The organism is Rheinheimera sp. (genome assembly GCF_030690345.1).
GTDB lineage: Bacteria > Pseudomonadota > Gammaproteobacteria > Enterobacterales > Alteromonadaceae > Alishewanella.
Genome location: NZ_JAUYGV010000001.1, coordinates 817,786 through 832,483, shown reverse-complemented (window position 1 = coordinate 832,483; position 14,698 = coordinate 817,786). Strand labels below are relative to the sequence as shown.

Annotated in this window: 14 protein-coding genes; 12 read left to right on the top strand and 2 right to left on the bottom strand. The window is 50.4% G+C overall.

The annotated features are described in order from the left end of the window. Positions 1-16 precede the first annotated feature (16 nt). The 12 genes from Q8O77_RS03980 to Q8O77_RS03925 all read left to right on the top strand — a co-directional run bounded on the left by Q8O77_RS03980 (position 17) and on the right by Q8O77_RS03925 (position 12,519). Entirely contained in the window at positions 17-1,396 is a 1,380-nt protein-coding gene (locus tag Q8O77_RS03980; protein ID WP_305551577.1) for a YcjX family protein, read from the top strand. Continuing rightward, on the top strand, positions 1,393-2,400 hold the full coding sequence (locus Q8O77_RS03975) for a TIGR01620 family protein (RefSeq protein ID WP_305551576.1): 1,008 nt from the start codon (positions 1,393-1,395) through the stop codon (positions 2,398-2,400). The genes Q8O77_RS03980 and Q8O77_RS03975 overlap by 4 nt, the downstream gene beginning before the upstream one ends. Before the next feature lie 109 nt (positions 2,401-2,509). After that, complete coding sequence (locus Q8O77_RS03970; RefSeq protein WP_305551575.1) at positions 2,510-3,706, top strand: PLP-dependent aspartate aminotransferase family protein; 1,197 nt, start codon at positions 2,510-2,512, stop codon at positions 3,704-3,706. A 185-nt stretch (positions 3,707-3,891) separates the two neighbouring features. Beyond that, positions 3,892-4,692, top strand: a complete 801-nt coding sequence (gene phhA / locus Q8O77_RS03965; protein WP_305551574.1) for a phenylalanine 4-monooxygenase — start codon at positions 3,892-3,894, stop codon at positions 4,690-4,692. Between the two features lie 9 nt (positions 4,693-4,701). Next, positions 4,702-5,043: a 4a-hydroxytetrahydrobiopterin dehydratase gene (locus tag Q8O77_RS03960; RefSeq protein ID WP_305551573.1), complete on the top strand. Its 342-nt coding sequence runs from the start codon at positions 4,702-4,704 to the stop codon at positions 5,041-5,043. Positions 5,044-5,243: 200 nt separating this feature from the next. Next, entirely contained in the window at positions 5,244-6,806 is a 1,563-nt protein-coding gene (gene tyrR, locus Q8O77_RS03955; RefSeq protein WP_305551572.1) for a transcriptional regulator TyrR, read from the top strand. Positions 6,807-7,018: 212 nt separating this feature from the next. Next, positions 7,019-8,092: a 4-hydroxyphenylpyruvate dioxygenase gene (hppD, locus tag Q8O77_RS03950; RefSeq protein WP_305551571.1), complete on the top strand. Its 1,074-nt coding sequence runs from the start codon at positions 7,019-7,021 to the stop codon at positions 8,090-8,092. Continuing rightward, positions 8,085-9,233 carry a homogentisate 1,2-dioxygenase gene (locus Q8O77_RS03945; protein WP_305551570.1) on the top strand — a complete coding sequence of 383 codons (1,149 nt, stop codon included), beginning with the start codon at positions 8,085-8,087 and terminating at the stop codon, positions 9,231-9,233. The genes hppD and Q8O77_RS03945 overlap by 8 nt, the downstream gene beginning before the upstream one ends. Before the next feature lie 2 nt (positions 9,234-9,235). Beyond that, the gene (locus Q8O77_RS03940; protein ID WP_305551569.1) at positions 9,236-10,252 is read left to right on the top strand and encodes a fumarylacetoacetate hydrolase family protein; all 1,017 of its coding nucleotides are present in this window, start codon (positions 9,236-9,238) and stop codon (positions 10,250-10,252) included. A gap of 223 nt (positions 10,253-10,475) precedes the next feature. After that, positions 10,476-11,114 (top strand): maleylacetoacetate isomerase, encoded by a 639-nt coding sequence (maiA, locus tag Q8O77_RS03935; protein WP_305551568.1) that lies wholly within the window; start codon positions 10,476-10,478, stop codon positions 11,112-11,114. A 205-nt stretch (positions 11,115-11,319) separates the two neighbouring features. Beyond that, positions 11,320-12,246 carry a chemotaxis protein gene (locus Q8O77_RS03930; RefSeq protein WP_305551567.1) on the top strand — a complete coding sequence of 309 codons (927 nt, stop codon included), beginning with the start codon at positions 11,320-11,322 and terminating at the stop codon, positions 12,244-12,246. Between the two features lie 57 nt (positions 12,247-12,303). Beyond that, positions 12,304-12,519 carry a hypothetical protein gene (locus Q8O77_RS03925; RefSeq protein ID WP_305551566.1) on the top strand — a complete coding sequence of 72 codons (216 nt, stop codon included), beginning with the start codon at positions 12,304-12,306 and terminating at the stop codon, positions 12,517-12,519. Positions 12,520-12,523: 4 nt separating this feature from the next. On the opposite strand, the gene Q8O77_RS03920 is transcribed toward Q8O77_RS03925, so the two are convergent. Together Q8O77_RS03920 and Q8O77_RS03915 are read right to left on the bottom strand one after the other, a co-directional pair. Further along, a complete protein-coding gene (locus tag Q8O77_RS03920; RefSeq protein ID WP_305551565.1) occupies positions 12,524-13,015 on the bottom strand; it encodes a hypothetical protein in 492 nt (163 codons plus the stop codon). A 28-nt stretch (positions 13,016-13,043) separates the two neighbouring features. Continuing rightward, positions 13,044-14,648: a LysM peptidoglycan-binding domain-containing protein gene (locus tag Q8O77_RS03915; protein ID WP_305551564.1), complete on the bottom strand. Its 1,605-nt coding sequence runs from the start codon at positions 14,646-14,648 to the stop codon at positions 13,044-13,046. Positions 14,649-14,698 lie beyond the last annotated feature (50 nt).

The window sequence follows — 14,698 nt, the reverse complement described above, 5'->3', positions numbered from 1 at the left end:
GGTACTTTATAACCTGATGAGTTTATTGCAGAAAATCCAACAACAACGGCACGATTTAACACATCGTGCCTTTGATCGTCATATCCGTCTTGGCGTCACCGGCCTTAGCGGCTCAGGCAAAACCGCTTTTATTACCTCGCTGGTACACCAATTAACCAGGGGCGATATACCGGACCATCTGCCATTTTTTGATGTAGTGCGTGAACGCCGCTACCTGGGTGGTAAGCTGGCGGCACAGTTGCCTGATATGCCGCGCTTCCCGCTGGAGCAAAATTTACAGCATTTGCAGCAAGAGCCGCCACAGTGGCCGCCGTCTACCTCTGGCAGCAGCCGGCTGGGGTTGCAACTGCGTTATAAAGCGGCATCCGGCATCCGGGCACGGCTGCAGTCACACAGTGAGTTAGCGCTGGATATTATTGACTATCCGGGCGAGTGGCTACTGGATTTGCCGCTGCTGGACATGAGCTACCGGCAGTGGTGCGAATTCAGCTGGCAATTGTTCGACCGTGAGCACCGTGCAGCATTAGCACAGCCATTTTTACAGCAGTTGCAGCAGGCTGATTTAACCAACGCCGGTGAGTTGTACGTACAGCAACTGACCGACAGTTATAAACAGTTATTGCAGCAATACCATGATTTGCCCGGCGCTTATTTAAACCAACCCGGCCGTTTATTAGTGCCCGGCACCCTGGCCGGTGCCCCTATGCTGCAACTGTTTCCGCTGCTGCCACAGCAGGCGGAGCAAAACACTGCCCTGGTGGCCAAACTGACGCAACACTATGACAGCTATTGCAAGCACGTGATTACGCCGTTTTACCGCCAGTACTTTGCTGCGCTTGACCGCCAGGTGATCCTTGTCGATTGTTTATCAGCATTAAATGCCGGCTATGCAGCAACCCATGAGTTACAACAGGCACTGCGGCTTATTTTACAAAGTTTTAATTATGGCCCGTCCAGCCTGCTAAGCCGGTTGTTTACACCAAAGATCAGTAAGGTGCTGTTCGCCGCCAGTAAAGCCGACCATGTTACGCCCGAGCAGCACAAAGCCTTAACTTTGTTGTTGCAACAACTGCTGCAGCAACCGCTGAAGCACAGCCAGTACCAGGCCGCTACCACAGAAGCCATGGCGATAGCGGCTATCCGCGCCAGCGACAGCGGTTTTGTCCGTGCTGATGGCCTGGCGCAGCCGTGTATCAGTGGCACCGGGCTGGCACAGCAGGCGCTGACGTATTTTCCGGGCGAAGTACCGTCGACCATTCCCTCCAGGGCGTTATTTGCCGGGCACAAATTTGACTTTATAGCGCTGCGGCCTTTGCCGTGGCAGGACGGGCAAGCGCTGCCGCACGTGCGGATGGACCATGTATTGCAGTTTTTGCTGGGAGATAAATTACGATGAGCGAATTAAAACCGGCACAGCATTTTGACCGGCAAAGCCCTAAGGTAGAGACGGCAGAGTTAAAAACTGCCGGTTACTACAATGACGACGACTTTGTTGCTGCTGTCGACGCCGGGCCGGCAAAGCTCAGCACCCCCACAGCCTGGTGGTGGCGCCTGGCCGGCGTTACGCTGCTGGCCATAGTGTTGTTATCTGTCTGGCAGTGGACACTTATACTGCAACAAAGCTGGCAACACAGTGTGCTGCAAGGCGGGCTGTTAAGCCTTATTACCGTAGCGGTGTTAGTGCTGTTGTCGAGCGTATTGTGGCGCGAGTTAAAGCTGTGGCGTCGTTTAGCACGTAACCGGCAGTGGCAACATAGTGCACAGCGTATTCGCCACAGCGTGCAGTTTGGCGAGGCTGAGCCGTTATGCCGTCAGGTTGCGGCCAGTTTACCCGTCACCCCGGCAATAACGGCGGCAGTGCAGCATTGGCAAAATGCGCTACAACCGCAACACAGCGATGAAGAGCAACTGCAGCTGTTTGAACATTTTGTGTTGTCTGAGCTGGATAAACAAGCACAGCAGTTGGTATACCGCGCCGCCACCGATACCAGCCTGGCGGTGGCAATCAGCCCCTTTGCCCTGGCCGATATGTTGCTGGTACTGTGGCGCAGCAGCCGTTTACTGCGTGAACTGGCGAAGTTGTACGGCGGTGCTATTGGCCAACTGCGTAGCCTGGTGCTGTTAAAACGCTTGTTGGCAGCGCTGTTGTGGGCCGGTGGCTCAGAGCTGGCGCTGGATATGGCATCAGACGTTATCGGTAGCGAGTTAACGGCGAAATTATCGGCTCGCGCCGGCCAGGGCGTTATCGCCGGTTTACTGGTCGCCCGGTTGGGGAACTTAGCGCAGCAACAATTGCGGCCACTGCCGGCCGGTAAAACAGCAAAAGTGAGCATTAAAGTGCTGAGTAGTGCGTTATTGCAGCGTTTTAACGGCGCAGTGCAAACTAAAGCTGACAGTTAAACCCTGTGCAAAGTTGCAGCGCCAGACTGCAAGATGTCTGGCGTGCTTCCATTAATAGTAGTTTCTGCTATTTGTTACAGCGACTTTAACTTTCAGTAGCAGTAACTTTATGCATGACAATAATAAAAAAGCCGAAACCCTGTGTATTCACGCCGGTAAAGAAAAAAATCAACACGGTACTTTAGCTACTCCGCTGTACCAAACCTCCACTTTTATTTTTGATAACGCCGAGCAGGGCGCGGCCCGTTTTGCCGGCGAAGCCGAAGGCTATATTTACACCCGGCTGGGTAACCCGACTACCCGCGAGTTGGAACTGAAAATAGCAGCACTGGAAGGCATGGCGGATGCTGCCGCCACGGCCACCGGTATGGGCGCTGTCGCAGCCAGCACCATGGCTTTTTTACAGCAGGGCGATCATCTTATCGCCAGTAAAGCTATTTACGGCTGCAGTTTTGCGCTGTTCAACCATATGTTTGCCCGCTACGGCATTGAGGTTAGCTTTGTTGATATGACAGACCATGCGGCGGTTGAACAGGCTGTTAAACCGAATACCAAAATGCTGTTTGCCGAAACGCCGATCAACCCGAATCTGGTGGTACTGGATCTGGCCTTTCTCGGTGATTTCTGTCAGCGCCATCAGCTGATTTCGGTGATTGATAATACCTTTTTGACGCCGTTGCTGCAGAAGCCGGCAGACTATGGCATCAATATTGTGATCCACAGTGCCACTAAGTACCTGAACGGCCACGGCGATGTGGTAGCCGGGCTGATTGTATCGGACGCAGAAACGATAAAAACCATCAAGCTGACTACGTTAAAAGATATGGGCGCCACCATCAGCCCGCATGATGCCTGGCTGATTATCCGCGGTTTAAAAACCCTGTCGGTACGGTTAGAGCGCCACTGCAGCAATGCGCAAACCGTGGCGGAATATCTGCAGGCACATTCCGCGGTGCGCGAAGTGTATTACCCGGGCTTGCCATCGCACCCGGGCTATAAGTTTATCGGTACTCAGATGAAAGCCGCCGGTGGTGTATTGGCGTTTGAGCTTAATGCCAGCCTGGATGACAGCCGTTATTTTATTAATCAATGTAAGTTGCTTAGCCTGGCGGTAAGTTTGGGCGATGCCGAATCGCTCATTCAACATCCGGCGTCGATGACGCACAGCCCCTATAGTGCAGAAGAGCGGAAAATGGCCGGCATCAGCGATGGCTTAATCCGCGTGTCGGTAGGGCTGGAGCATGTTGATGACATTATTGCTGACCTGGCGCAGGCGCTGGAGAAAATGCAGCAACGCCAGCGCTGATGCTCAGTCAGGTTGTAAGCTAAACTTTACGCCACGCCGGCCAACTTTAGGCGGCAACGAGATTAACTCTTGCCGCGCTATCGCTTAGTATCCGCTGTAACTAATTATCTGCCTGTATAGCAATAATAATTTAACTGCAGATAAGCGGGACACTCCCGTATAACAGAATATTCAACAGGTTGTTTATGAGTAAGTCGAGTAAATATGTTTCCCGTCAGTCGGACGAGCAGGGCGTTATTGCCTGGTCAGATGAAGAAAACCAAATTTGGCACGAGCTGATCACCCGTCAGCTTAGTGTGATTAAAGGTAAAGCCTGCGATGAGTATATGGCCGGGCTGGACAAGCTGCAGCTGCCAACGGATCGTATTCCGCAATTAGAAGAAGTCAGCAAGGTACTGCGTGCCACCACCGGTTGGGAATGCGCCGAAGTACCGGCGCTAATCAGCTTCGATAAGTTTTTTGAATTGCTGGCCAATAAACGCTTTCCGGTGGCGACGTTTATCCGTAGCCGCGAAGAGTTTGATTATCTGCAGGAGCCGGATGTATTCCATGAGATTTTCGGTCACTGCGCTATGCTTACCAACCCGGCTTTTGCCGAGTTTACCCATATTTACGGTAAACTGGGCCTGGCGGCCAGCAAGCAAGATCGTGTTTATCTGGCACGGCTATACTGGTTTACCATAGAGTTTGGCTTACTGAACACTGAAAATGGCCTGCGTATATACGGTGGCGGTATTTTATCGTCGCCGGGGGAAACCACCTACGCACTTGAATCTGCAGTGCCTGAGCGTAAAGCCTTTGATGCTGTTGATGTTTTGCGTACACCGTACCGCATCGATATTATGCAGCCGGTGTACTTTATGATTGAACGCATCGATCAGCTGTTTGATATTGCCCACCTGGATATGATGGCCTTAGTTGAACAAGCTAAAGCACTGGGGCTGCATGCGCCGAAATTTCCGCCCAAAGAAAAACAAGCAAGTTAGGATTACAGAATGTCTGAATTAAAAGCAATGCAATGTGAAGCCTGCCGCGCTGATGCGCCTAAAGTATCTGATGCCGAGTTACCTGAATTAATGCGGCAGATCCCTGATTGGGCGCCGGTAGTACGTGACGGTATTTTGCAGCTGGAACGTGAGTTTAAATTTAAAAACTTTAAGCTGGCGTGGGCGTTTCATAATAAAGTAGCAGAGCTGGCAGAAGCCGAAGGGCACCATCCTGCGCTGTTGCTGGAATGGGGCAAGTTAACGGTCACCTGGTGGTCGCATTCGATTAAAGGCCTGCATAAAAACGATTTTATTTGTGCGGCTAAAACCGATAGCCTGCTGTCTGCTTAATGTGCCCTGCTGAGTGGCGTCCAAGCGCCACTCATGGCTACCTTTTTTATTCTTCACTACCGCTATGCCTTTATTGCCGCTTGTCGCAATAAGCCGCTAAATCGTCTTTTTGTTCACATTTCTTTACAAAACTACTGGTCTCTTGTTGGCGTTATACCGTATTATGCGGTTAATTACTTGGGCTTGGGACATATTGCGGTATGCGTTTAGAAATTCAATGCCAGAACCGGCTGGGGCTGGCGCAGGAAGTATTAAATGTATTGGTGAGTTATCAGCTGGATTTGCGCGGCATTGAAGTCGATCCCGGTTTAAGCCGGATGTATGTGTCATTTCCAACGGTAAATTTTGAAAAGTTTCAGGAATTGATGACCAAGATGCGCCGCATTGCCGGCGTAGAAGATGTAAAAACCACTGCCTTTATGCCCTCCGAGCGTGAGCACAACGAATTGTCTACCCTGCTGCGCACCTTGCCCGATGGCTTAATTGCCGTAGACATTAAAGCCAATGTTACGGTGATTAACGATGCGGCGCTGGAGGCCTTGGCGGTAGAGCGTGAAGCCGTGGCCGGCCAGTCTTTGCAGGGCATGGTCAGAGGCTTTAATTTTCAGCGTTGGTTAGAAGGTGATGACGTGCTGGCGCAAACGCGGCGGTTGGAAATTCATGGCAAGCGCTTTGTGGCCGATATTCTGCCGGTAATGGTGCCGGATGAAACCGGCCATGAGATTTTGGCCGGTGCAGTGATCAACTTAAAATCGGAAAGCCGGCTGGGACAGCATATGGTGGCGTTTAAGAAAGGCGACCAGGAAAGCTTTAACACCTTACAAGCGCATAGTAACTTGATGCGTAAAGTGGTGCGCGAAGCAAAAAAAATGTCGCAGCTGGATGCGCCTATTTTAATCATGGGCGAAACCGGCACCGGTAAAGAATTGCTGGCGCGCGCCTGTCATGCTGCCAGCAGCCGCTCGGGTAAACCTTTTTTAGCGTTAAACTGCGCGTCCTTGCCGGACAATGTTGCCGAGTCTGAACTGTTTGGCTACGGCACCAATGCTTTTCCCGGCACCACTGAAGGTAAAAAGGGTATTTTCGAGCAAGCCAACGGCGGCACGGTATTTTTAGATGAAGTTGGTGAGATGTCACATTCATTGCAAACCAAGCTGATCCGCTTTTTGCAAGACGGCAGCTTTCGCCGCGTCGCCGATGAAAATGAAGTAAAAGTCGATGTGCGGGTAATTTGCACCACGCAAAAAGACTTGCCCGGCATGGTGCAGGAAGGTAAGTTCCGCGAAGACCTGTTCTACCGCCTTAATGTACTGACGCTGGCGTTACCGGCGCTGCGTGAGCGTAAACAGGATGTGCTGCCGCTGGCTGAATTCTTTATCGCCCGTTTTGCTGCACGGCTGGGCCGCAAATCGCCGAAGCTAACCGATAACTGCGCGAACTTTCTACAGAATTACCCGTGGCCGGGCAATGTGCGCCAGTTAGAGAACGCTTTATACCGCGCCATTACGTTGCTGGAAGGCTTTGAGTTGGACAAAGAGCATTTGCAATTACCAAGCTACAACAACGATTTCGGCTACTTAGAGCAAGACTTTGACGGCACTCTGGACGAAGCGGTAAAACGCTTTGAAGCTAACTTACTGCGTAAGTTATTTCCGGCTTATCCCAGCTCGCGTCAGTTAGCGAAAAAGCTGGGCTTAAGCCACACCGCTATTGCCAATAAGCTGCGAGATTATGGCATTAACCGTAAGAGTGTAAAAATTTAACTACACTTTGTGCGAAAAACTGTACTGCAGAAGGGCTGCCAACGCGATTTGGCGGCCCTTTTTGATCGCATTTGCGCAAAAACTGACTTTCGTATTGCCAACTTTACAAAACAAGCAGTTAGCCTTGATTGCACTGTCGCATGCCGGCCTCTTTCTTTTTTTTGCCGCAAGCGCATCATAGCGCCATCGAAGACGTAGCAGGGAACAAACAGATGTTAGATAAAATAAACCCACTGGGTACTGATGGTTTTGAATTTGTTGAATATACCGCCGCTGATGCTGATGGCATTCAGAAGCTGAAAGATTTATTTCATTCGCTTGGCTTTACCGAAGTGGCACAGCACCGCTCTAAGCAAGCCTGGTTATACAAGCAGGGCGATATCAACTTTATTGTTAATGCCGAGCCTAATTCGCAAGCAGAAGAGTTTGCCCGTCAGCACGGCCCCAGCGTGTGCGCCATGGCGTTTCGGGTAAAAGATGCTGCTCACGCATTAAAGCATGCTGTTGCCAACGGCGCCAAAGAGTACAAAAACCAGATTGGCCCGATGGAGCTGAATATTCCTGCCGTATACGGTATTGGCAGCAGCTTGCTGTATTTTGTTGACCGTTATGGTGCCAGCAGTGTGTACGACGTCGACTTTAAATATTACGACAACTGGCAGCTTGAGATGGCCAAACACAGTGTTGGCCTGGAAGTGCTGGATCATTTAACCCACAACGTGATGCGCGGCAATATGAATGTCTGGGCCGGTTTCTATGAAAATATCGGTAACTTTCGTGAGATCCGCTATTTTGATATTGAAGGTAAACTGACAGGCCTGGTGTCTAAAGCCATGACAGCGCCCTGCGGTAAGATCCGTATTCCGATTAACGAGTCTTCTGATGACAAATCTCAGATTGAAGAATTTATCCGTGAATACAAAGGCGAGGGTATTCAGCATATCGCGCTGACCACCGAAAACATCTATGAAACAGTGCGTACGCTGCGTAAGCGCGGTATGGACTTTATGCCAACGCCGGAAACCTATTACAACAAGGTAAACGAGCGGGTAGTGGGCCACGACGAAGATTTAGACCAGCTGCGTGACTTACGTATTCTGATTGACGGCGCGCCGATGAAAGACGGCATTTTGCTGCAAATCTTCACCAAAACCGTAATTGGCCCGGTGTTCTTTGAAATTATTCAGCGTAAAGGCAACGAAGGCTTCGGCGAGGGCAACTTTAAAGCACTGTTCGAGTCTATCGAAGAAGATCAAATCCAGCGCGGAGTGTTAAGCAATGCGTAAATGGGCATCGTTTCCGTTAAAGGAAGGGGATGTATCAAGGCAAGCGCATGCTGATTTTCCTGAGCAGGCGATATATGAGCGTGAAACCGGCCGCAGCGGCTTTTTTGGCCCTGCCACGCACTTTCATCACCGCCATGCGCCTACCGGTTGGACTGACTGGCAAGGGCCATTGCGGCCGCACCTGTTTAACTTTAATGAAATAGGTGCAGATAACGCTAATTCACCGTGGGCAGTACCCAACCTGCTGTTTAATGCGCATTGTAAAATGCGTACCTGGCGCTTAAGTGACAATATGAGCAAGCTGGTGCGCAACGCCGACGGTGATGAGCTGTTGTTTATTCACGAGGGCAGCGCTGAGCTTTACTGCGACTACGGCCATATGACAGTGCGCGACGGCGATTACATAGTGATCCCGCGCTCGACCATGTGGCGCTTAGAGCCAAAAGAGCCGATGTTTATCCTGCTGATAGAGGCCACTAACGACAGCTTTCAGCTGCCGGAAAAAGGCCTGGTGGGTAATCACGCAATTTTTGATCCGGCAATGTTGGATACGCCGAAAATTGATGATGCCTTTAAAGCGCAATACAGCGAGCAGCAATGGCAGGTTGAGGTAAAACGCCACGGCCAGGTATCGGTTATTACTTACCCGTATAATCCGCTGGATGCGATAGGCTGGCACGGTGATTTAGCGCTAATGCGCATTAACTGGCGCGATATCCGGCCGCTGATGAGCCACCGCTATCATTTACCGCCCTCGGCGCATACGACCTTTGTCGCGCAGCGCTTTGTGGTCTGTACTTTTGTGCCCAGGCCGATTGAGAGTGATCCCGGCGCATTAAAAGTACCGTTTTATCACAACAATGACGATTATGATGAAGTGTTGTTTTACCATGCCGGTGACTTTTTCAGCCGCGATAATATCGAAAAAGGTATGGTCACTTTCCATCCGGCCGGTTTTACCCATGGCCCGCACCCGAAAGCTTTTGCAGCGGGGCGCGAGTATAAAAAGAAATTTACCGACGAAGTTGCCGTTATGCTGGATACCCGTGATGCACTGGAGATAGGCACTGCGGCACTGGCCACGGAAAACCCGGAATATGTGAATAGCTGGAAAGTAAAACCTGAGCAGGCTAAGGAATAAGAATGAAGTTAGCAAGTTTAAAAAATGGCAGCCGTGATGGTTTGCTGGTTGTCGTCAGCCGCGATTTAAGCCGTTGTGTAGCCGTGCCGGCAGTAGCTGCCACTATGCAGCAATTGCTGGATAGCTGGGTGCAATTAAGCCCGAAGCTGGAACAAGTGTATCAGGCACTGAACAGCGGTAGCGTAGACGGTGAAATGGCGTTTGACGAAGGCCAGTGTGAGTCGCCTTTACCACGTGCTTATCAATGGGCCGATGGCAGTGCCTATGTTAACCATGTAGAGTTGGTGCGCAAAGCGCGTAATGCCGAAATGCCGCCAAGCTTCTGGACCGATCCGTTAATGTATCAGGGTGGCTCGGATGACTTTATCGGCCCGCGTGACAATGTTGAAGTGGTCAGTGAAGACTACGGTATCGACTTTGAAGGCGAAGTAGCCGTCATTACCGATGATGTAGCAATGGCATGCAGCGCTGATGAAGCACGCAGCAAAATCCGCTTACTGATGCTGGTCAATGACGTATCCTTGCGTGGTCTTATTCCGAATGAGTTAGCCAAGGGTTTTGGCTTTTTTCAGTCCAAGCCGTCATCTGCATTCAGCCCGGTAGCGGTAACACCGGACGAGCTGGGTGATAACTGGCGCGATGGCCGTGTGCATCTGCCGCTGCTGTCTACCTACAACGGTAAGCTGTTTGGCAAACCAAATGCCGGTATCGATATGACGTTCGACTTTGGCCAGTTAGTCGCGCATGCGGCGAAAACCCGTAATCTGGGCGCCGGGGCGGTTATTGGTTCGGGCACCGTATCAAACAAGCAGGGTACAGAGTATGGTACTGCTGTGGATGAGGGCGGTGTGGGCTACAGCTGTATTGCTGAGATCCGCATGATTGAAACCATTCGTGATGGTAAGCCGTCTACCGCCTTTATGAAGTTTGGCGATACCATCCGCATGGAAATGCTGGATACTCAGGGCAACAGCATCTTTGGCGCCATTGATCAGCAAGTGGTGCAATATAAAGCTTAGCCATTAGCAAGCGGATGCGGATGTACTTTTTTCTGCGACCGTTGAAGGCCCGGATGGCCTGACAAATTCGCCGGGAGCGAATTTGAACAGCGTCGCTGGCCGGAACGGTGAATTTCATGGACGAAATTCATAAACGAGCCCCCAGGGATGGGTTTACGGCGTGTTGCAGAAAAAATGTACGCAGCAGCCGCGTATTCGAAGCTCCGTACGTTAAGGACCTGCAATGAAACTTTACGGCTATTGGCGCTCTTCAGCAGCCTATCGTGTGCGTATAGCACTGAATTTAAAACAGCTGAGTTTTGAAAACCTGCCGGTGCACCTGGTAAAAAACGGCGGTGAGCAACACAGTGACAGCTATAAAGCGTTAAACCCATCTGAACTGGTGCCAACCCTGGTAGATGGCGATATCAGCCTGAACCAGTCGTTAGCGATTATTGAATATCTGGACGAGATGTACCCCAAGCCGGCGTTATTGCCGCAAGATGTCGCGACTAAAGCCAAAGTACGGGCGCTGGCACTGGATATTGCCTGCGATATTCATCCGCTGAACAACCTGCGCGTATTGCAGTACCTTAGCGGTACTTTGGCCGTGACTGACGCCGCAAAAGCCGACTGGATAAATCACTGGTTGCACAGCGGCTTTACCGCGCTGGAACAGCGGCTGAGCCAAAGCGCGGGGCAGTTTTGCTTTGGCAATGAGGTGACCCTGGCTGATATTTGTCTGGTGCCGCAAGTGTATAACGCGCTGCGCTTTGCGCAGGATATGAGCGCATTTCCTACCGTTATGGCTATTCAGCATAACTGTCAGCAGCTGGCCGCTTTCGCGCTGGCCGCGCCTGAACAACAACCCGACGCCCAATAAAGTTGTCCCGACTGATGCCGGCCTGTGATGCCGGCATCAGCATTTACTGCCCGGCACTAGACGATTAGCTATAGTCGCCTATGCTTAACTCTGTAGCGTAATCCCCATTGCTTTTGCTGTGTTGGCAACGGCCGGCAAAAATAACAGCGACGTGCGTGTCCGCTTCGGACATAATAGGCAATACATCGGCAAGAGGTTGAGAGTAATGAGTAATTTAATGGCATCAGTCAACCAGCGCACCAATCTGGTTGGACAAAACAGGTTAGAGTTATTGTTGTTTCGCCTGAATGGCTCTCAGCGCTTTGGCATCAACGTATTTAAAGTACGTGAAGTGATCCAGTGCCCGGAGTTAACCGAAATGCCGGGCTCACACCCCTGCGTGCGCGGCATTGCCCATTTACGTGGTGTGCCGGTGATGGTAATTGATATGAGCCAGGCCACAGGCGGCAAGCGGTTAGAAGATTTATCGGCGGCTTATATTCTGGTAACGGAGTACAACCGTAATACCCAGGGCTTTTTGGTCGCTGGCGTAGATCGCATTGTGAACCTGAATTGGGAGCAAATTATGTCGCCGCCGCAAGGCTCCGGCAAAGCGCATTATTTAACTGCTGTGACAGAAATAGACAATAAATTGGTGCAAATACTGGATGTGGAAAAAGTATTTGCCGAAATTTGTCCGATGAACGAAGAGGTCAGTGAAAGCGTTAAATCCAAGGTATCAGCCATTGATTTATCGCAAATTACTGTACTGGTTGCTGACGATTCCGCCGTAGCACGTAATCAGGTGAAACGCGCGCTGGCCTCTATTGGCGTTAAAGTTGAGCTGGCCAATGACGGCAACGAAGCACTGCAATGGTTGCTTAAAAAAGCCGATGAGTTAGGTGATAATTTTGTCCGTGAAATACCGCTGCTGATTTCGGATATTGAAATGCCGAAAATGGATGGCTACACCTTGTGCAGTGAAATTAAAGCCAATGAAAATCTGCGTAAAATCCATATTATCCTGCATTCATCCTTAAGCGGTGTGTTTAACGAAGCTATGGTAACCAAGGTAGGTGCAGATCAATTTATTGCCAAATTTCACCCGGATGAGTTAACGTCAGCAGTACAAAAGTGGTTAAATGCCGGTTAAGTGTTATTGCCTGAACAGCTGGTTTTGCCACGTTCAGGCTTTGCCGTGTGAGTGGATATGACGCAACAATACAAGTTACCCAAAAGATGGCTTAACAAAAGCCTGGTATATGCCGGGCTGTTTGGCTTAGTGTTTCAGCTGTGTGCCGTTACGTTTTCCTGGTGGCATGGTATTGCTTTGTATGAGGGCTGGTGGCTAATGTTGCTGGCACCGTGCTTATGTATTGCATCGGGCATGTTGCCGTCGCTGCAGTTGCAGCAAGAGCCGGAATAACAGCTTAACGCTTGGGTTTAAACATACCTTCAACACGTACGTCTTTGATGCCTTGCTCGGTGAAATAGAAATTGACCTGACCAGGGCCGCGGCTGAACTGATAGTTTTCATCGTTAAATTGCAAAATAAACTTACCCGGCTGGTCATCAACGGCGGGCTGCTGATAGAGTTTCAGTTTGTAGCCTTCTATCTGCAGTTCAAAGCCGGATAGGGGTTCGTTAATAAAATCCGGCACCCAGACCTGCTTGTCATCTTGCAGAATTAACGCCAGCGAGTATTTTTGTGGCACCGTATGCACAGACAAACTGTGGCGGCCAACGATAAAGCGATAGCTACCATCCTGACGAAAATAGCTGAAGCCGAAGTCAAACTCCTGCTCGCCACCTTTTATAAGCTGCACCTTGCCTTCACCTGCGATATCAAATTGCGCATAACAGGGCAAGCAGAAGAGCATTGTTGCAGACAACAACCAGCCTGATAATAAACCGGCTTTCATAACAAGGCTCCTTTTGACAATGGCAGCTTTAAACCTGGGTTAAACCTACCACCAGTTTTAATTGCTGTCCTGGCTGCAGGTAATTGCTGCTGTTGATATTGTTCCATTTAACAATGTCAGCCACGCTAACACTGAAGCGCTGGGCAATACGGGCTAACGAATCACCTTTTCGCACTTTATAGGTCACAGTACGCGAGATGCCGGTACTGCGGCTGTCTGACGCTTGCTGCCATATAACTAACTGCTGGCCTAATTTGAGTGGCGCGCGTTGGGCAATGCCATTCCACTTTGCCAGTTGCTCTACGCTGACCTTATGCTCGCGGCTGATATCCCATAGGGTGTCACCATGTTTGACAGTATATGCCAGTTTGTTACCGCTTGCCGTTTGTTGCTGTGCTTTGGCTATACGGTTGGGCTGGCTCAGGCTGTAATCTGCTGTGTCGGCGTTTGCCATCGGGATCAATAAATGTTGGCCAATGCGAATGGTGTTGCCCGACAACTTATTAATACGCTGTATAGCACCCACTGCGGTGCTGTGTTGCTGTGCAATTTTGCCGAGGGTATCACCTTTTACCACGGTATAGCGCTGCCAGCGCAGCCAGTTTTGTACCGGGGTTTGTGCCAGCTGTTGTGAAAACGCTGCGGTGGTATGTTGCGGTAACACCAGATAATGCGGGCCTTCCGGATCGGTAGCCCATTGGTTGAAGCCGGGGTTTAATGCCTGAATATCAGATACGTTTAACCCGGCCATTTCTGCTGCTATCGCCAGGTCTATCTGGCCGCCAACGTCAACGATATCAATTTTCGGTTCGTTGGCAATAAACTTCCAGACAATATCAAAATCATCCGGGCGTTTTAAAATATCGACTAATGCCAGTAGCTTAGGTACATAAGCTGTGGTTTCTGCCGGCAAGTCCAAAGACCAGAAGTCGGTAGGCAAGCGCCGTTGTTTATTACGTTTTATTGCTGCAAGAATGCGGCCTTCGCCGGAGTTATACGCTGCGATAGCATTTAACCAGTCACCTTCGAGCCGGTCGTGCAAATACTGCAGATATTCCAACGCCGCGCGGGTAGAGGCTATAACATCACGGCGGCCGTCGTACCAGAAGTTTTGTTTCAGACCAAAGCGCTTGCCGGTAGCGGGCATAAACTGCCACATACCTGATGCAGCGGCATGGGAATAGGCAAAGGGGTCAAAAGCACTTTCTACAATAGGCAGTAACGCCAGTTCCAGCGGCATGTTACGTTTTTCAATTTCCTGCACTATATAGTACAAAAAAGGCTGGGCGCGGTTAGCAATGCGGTCAAGATAAGCTTGATGGCTGCTGTAATAATTACGCTGTTCAATAATAGGCCGGGTTTGTGGCACATTAAAGGTCAGTTGAAACTGAATGCGCTGCCATAAGTCTTCCAGCTCAGCGGCGTCTGGTGTGACGATTTCCGGCTCTGCGGCAATATTCAGATTCCACAAGCGGTTGGCAATTTGTTCTGCGGATGCTGCCTGTTTATGAAAATCTGCCGGCTGCACGTCTGATGCAGTCGCTGCGGCGGTGCTGATCTCGTCGGAATTGTTGGTACTGACGCATCCTGCGAGTAAAACGGCACTTGCCAGAGCAGAGATTTTTTTAAACATTACTTCATCCCAAGGGTAAAAATACGAATGTTACCTGTTCGACAGCGTAT

Bases quoted from the DNA above. Each gene is read 5' to 3' on its own strand.
- Q8O77_RS03915 (WP_305551564.1), bottom strand. From the start codon at position 14,648: ATGTTTAAAAAAATCTCTGCTCTGGCAAGTGCCGTTTTACTCGCAGGA.
- Q8O77_RS03945 (WP_305551570.1), top strand. From the start codon at position 8,085: ATGCGTAAATGGGCATCGTTTCCGTTAAAGGAAGGGGATGTATCAAGG.
- hppD (WP_305551571.1), top strand. From the start codon at position 7,019: ATGTTAGATAAAATAAACCCACTGGGTACTGATGGTTTTGAATTTGTT.
- Q8O77_RS03940 (WP_305551569.1), top strand. From the start codon at position 9,236: ATGAAGTTAGCAAGTTTAAAAAATGGCAGCCGTGATGGTTTGCTGGTT.
- Q8O77_RS03980 (WP_305551577.1), top strand. From the start codon at position 17: ATGAGTTTATTGCAGAAAATCCAACAACAACGGCACGATTTAACACAT.
- Q8O77_RS03975 (WP_305551576.1), top strand. From the start codon at position 1,393: ATGAGCGAATTAAAACCGGCACAGCATTTTGACCGGCAAAGCCCTAAG.
- Q8O77_RS03930 (WP_305551567.1), top strand. From the start codon at position 11,320: ATGAGTAATTTAATGGCATCAGTCAACCAGCGCACCAATCTGGTTGGA.
- phhA (WP_305551574.1), top strand. From the start codon at position 3,892: ATGAGTAAGTCGAGTAAATATGTTTCCCGTCAGTCGGACGAGCAGGGC.
- tyrR (WP_305551572.1), top strand. From the start codon at position 5,244: ATGCGTTTAGAAATTCAATGCCAGAACCGGCTGGGGCTGGCGCAGGAA.
- Q8O77_RS03970 (WP_305551575.1), top strand. From the start codon at position 2,510: ATGCATGACAATAATAAAAAAGCCGAAACCCTGTGTATTCACGCCGGT.
- Q8O77_RS03925 (WP_305551566.1), top strand. From the start codon at position 12,304: ATGACGCAACAATACAAGTTACCCAAAAGATGGCTTAACAAAAGCCTG.
- Q8O77_RS03920 (WP_305551565.1), bottom strand. From the start codon at position 13,015: ATGAAAGCCGGTTTATTATCAGGCTGGTTGTTGTCTGCAACAATGCTC.
- Q8O77_RS03960 (WP_305551573.1), top strand. From the start codon at position 4,702: ATGTCTGAATTAAAAGCAATGCAATGTGAAGCCTGCCGCGCTGATGCG.
- maiA (WP_305551568.1), top strand. From the start codon at position 10,476: ATGAAACTTTACGGCTATTGGCGCTCTTCAGCAGCCTATCGTGTGCGT.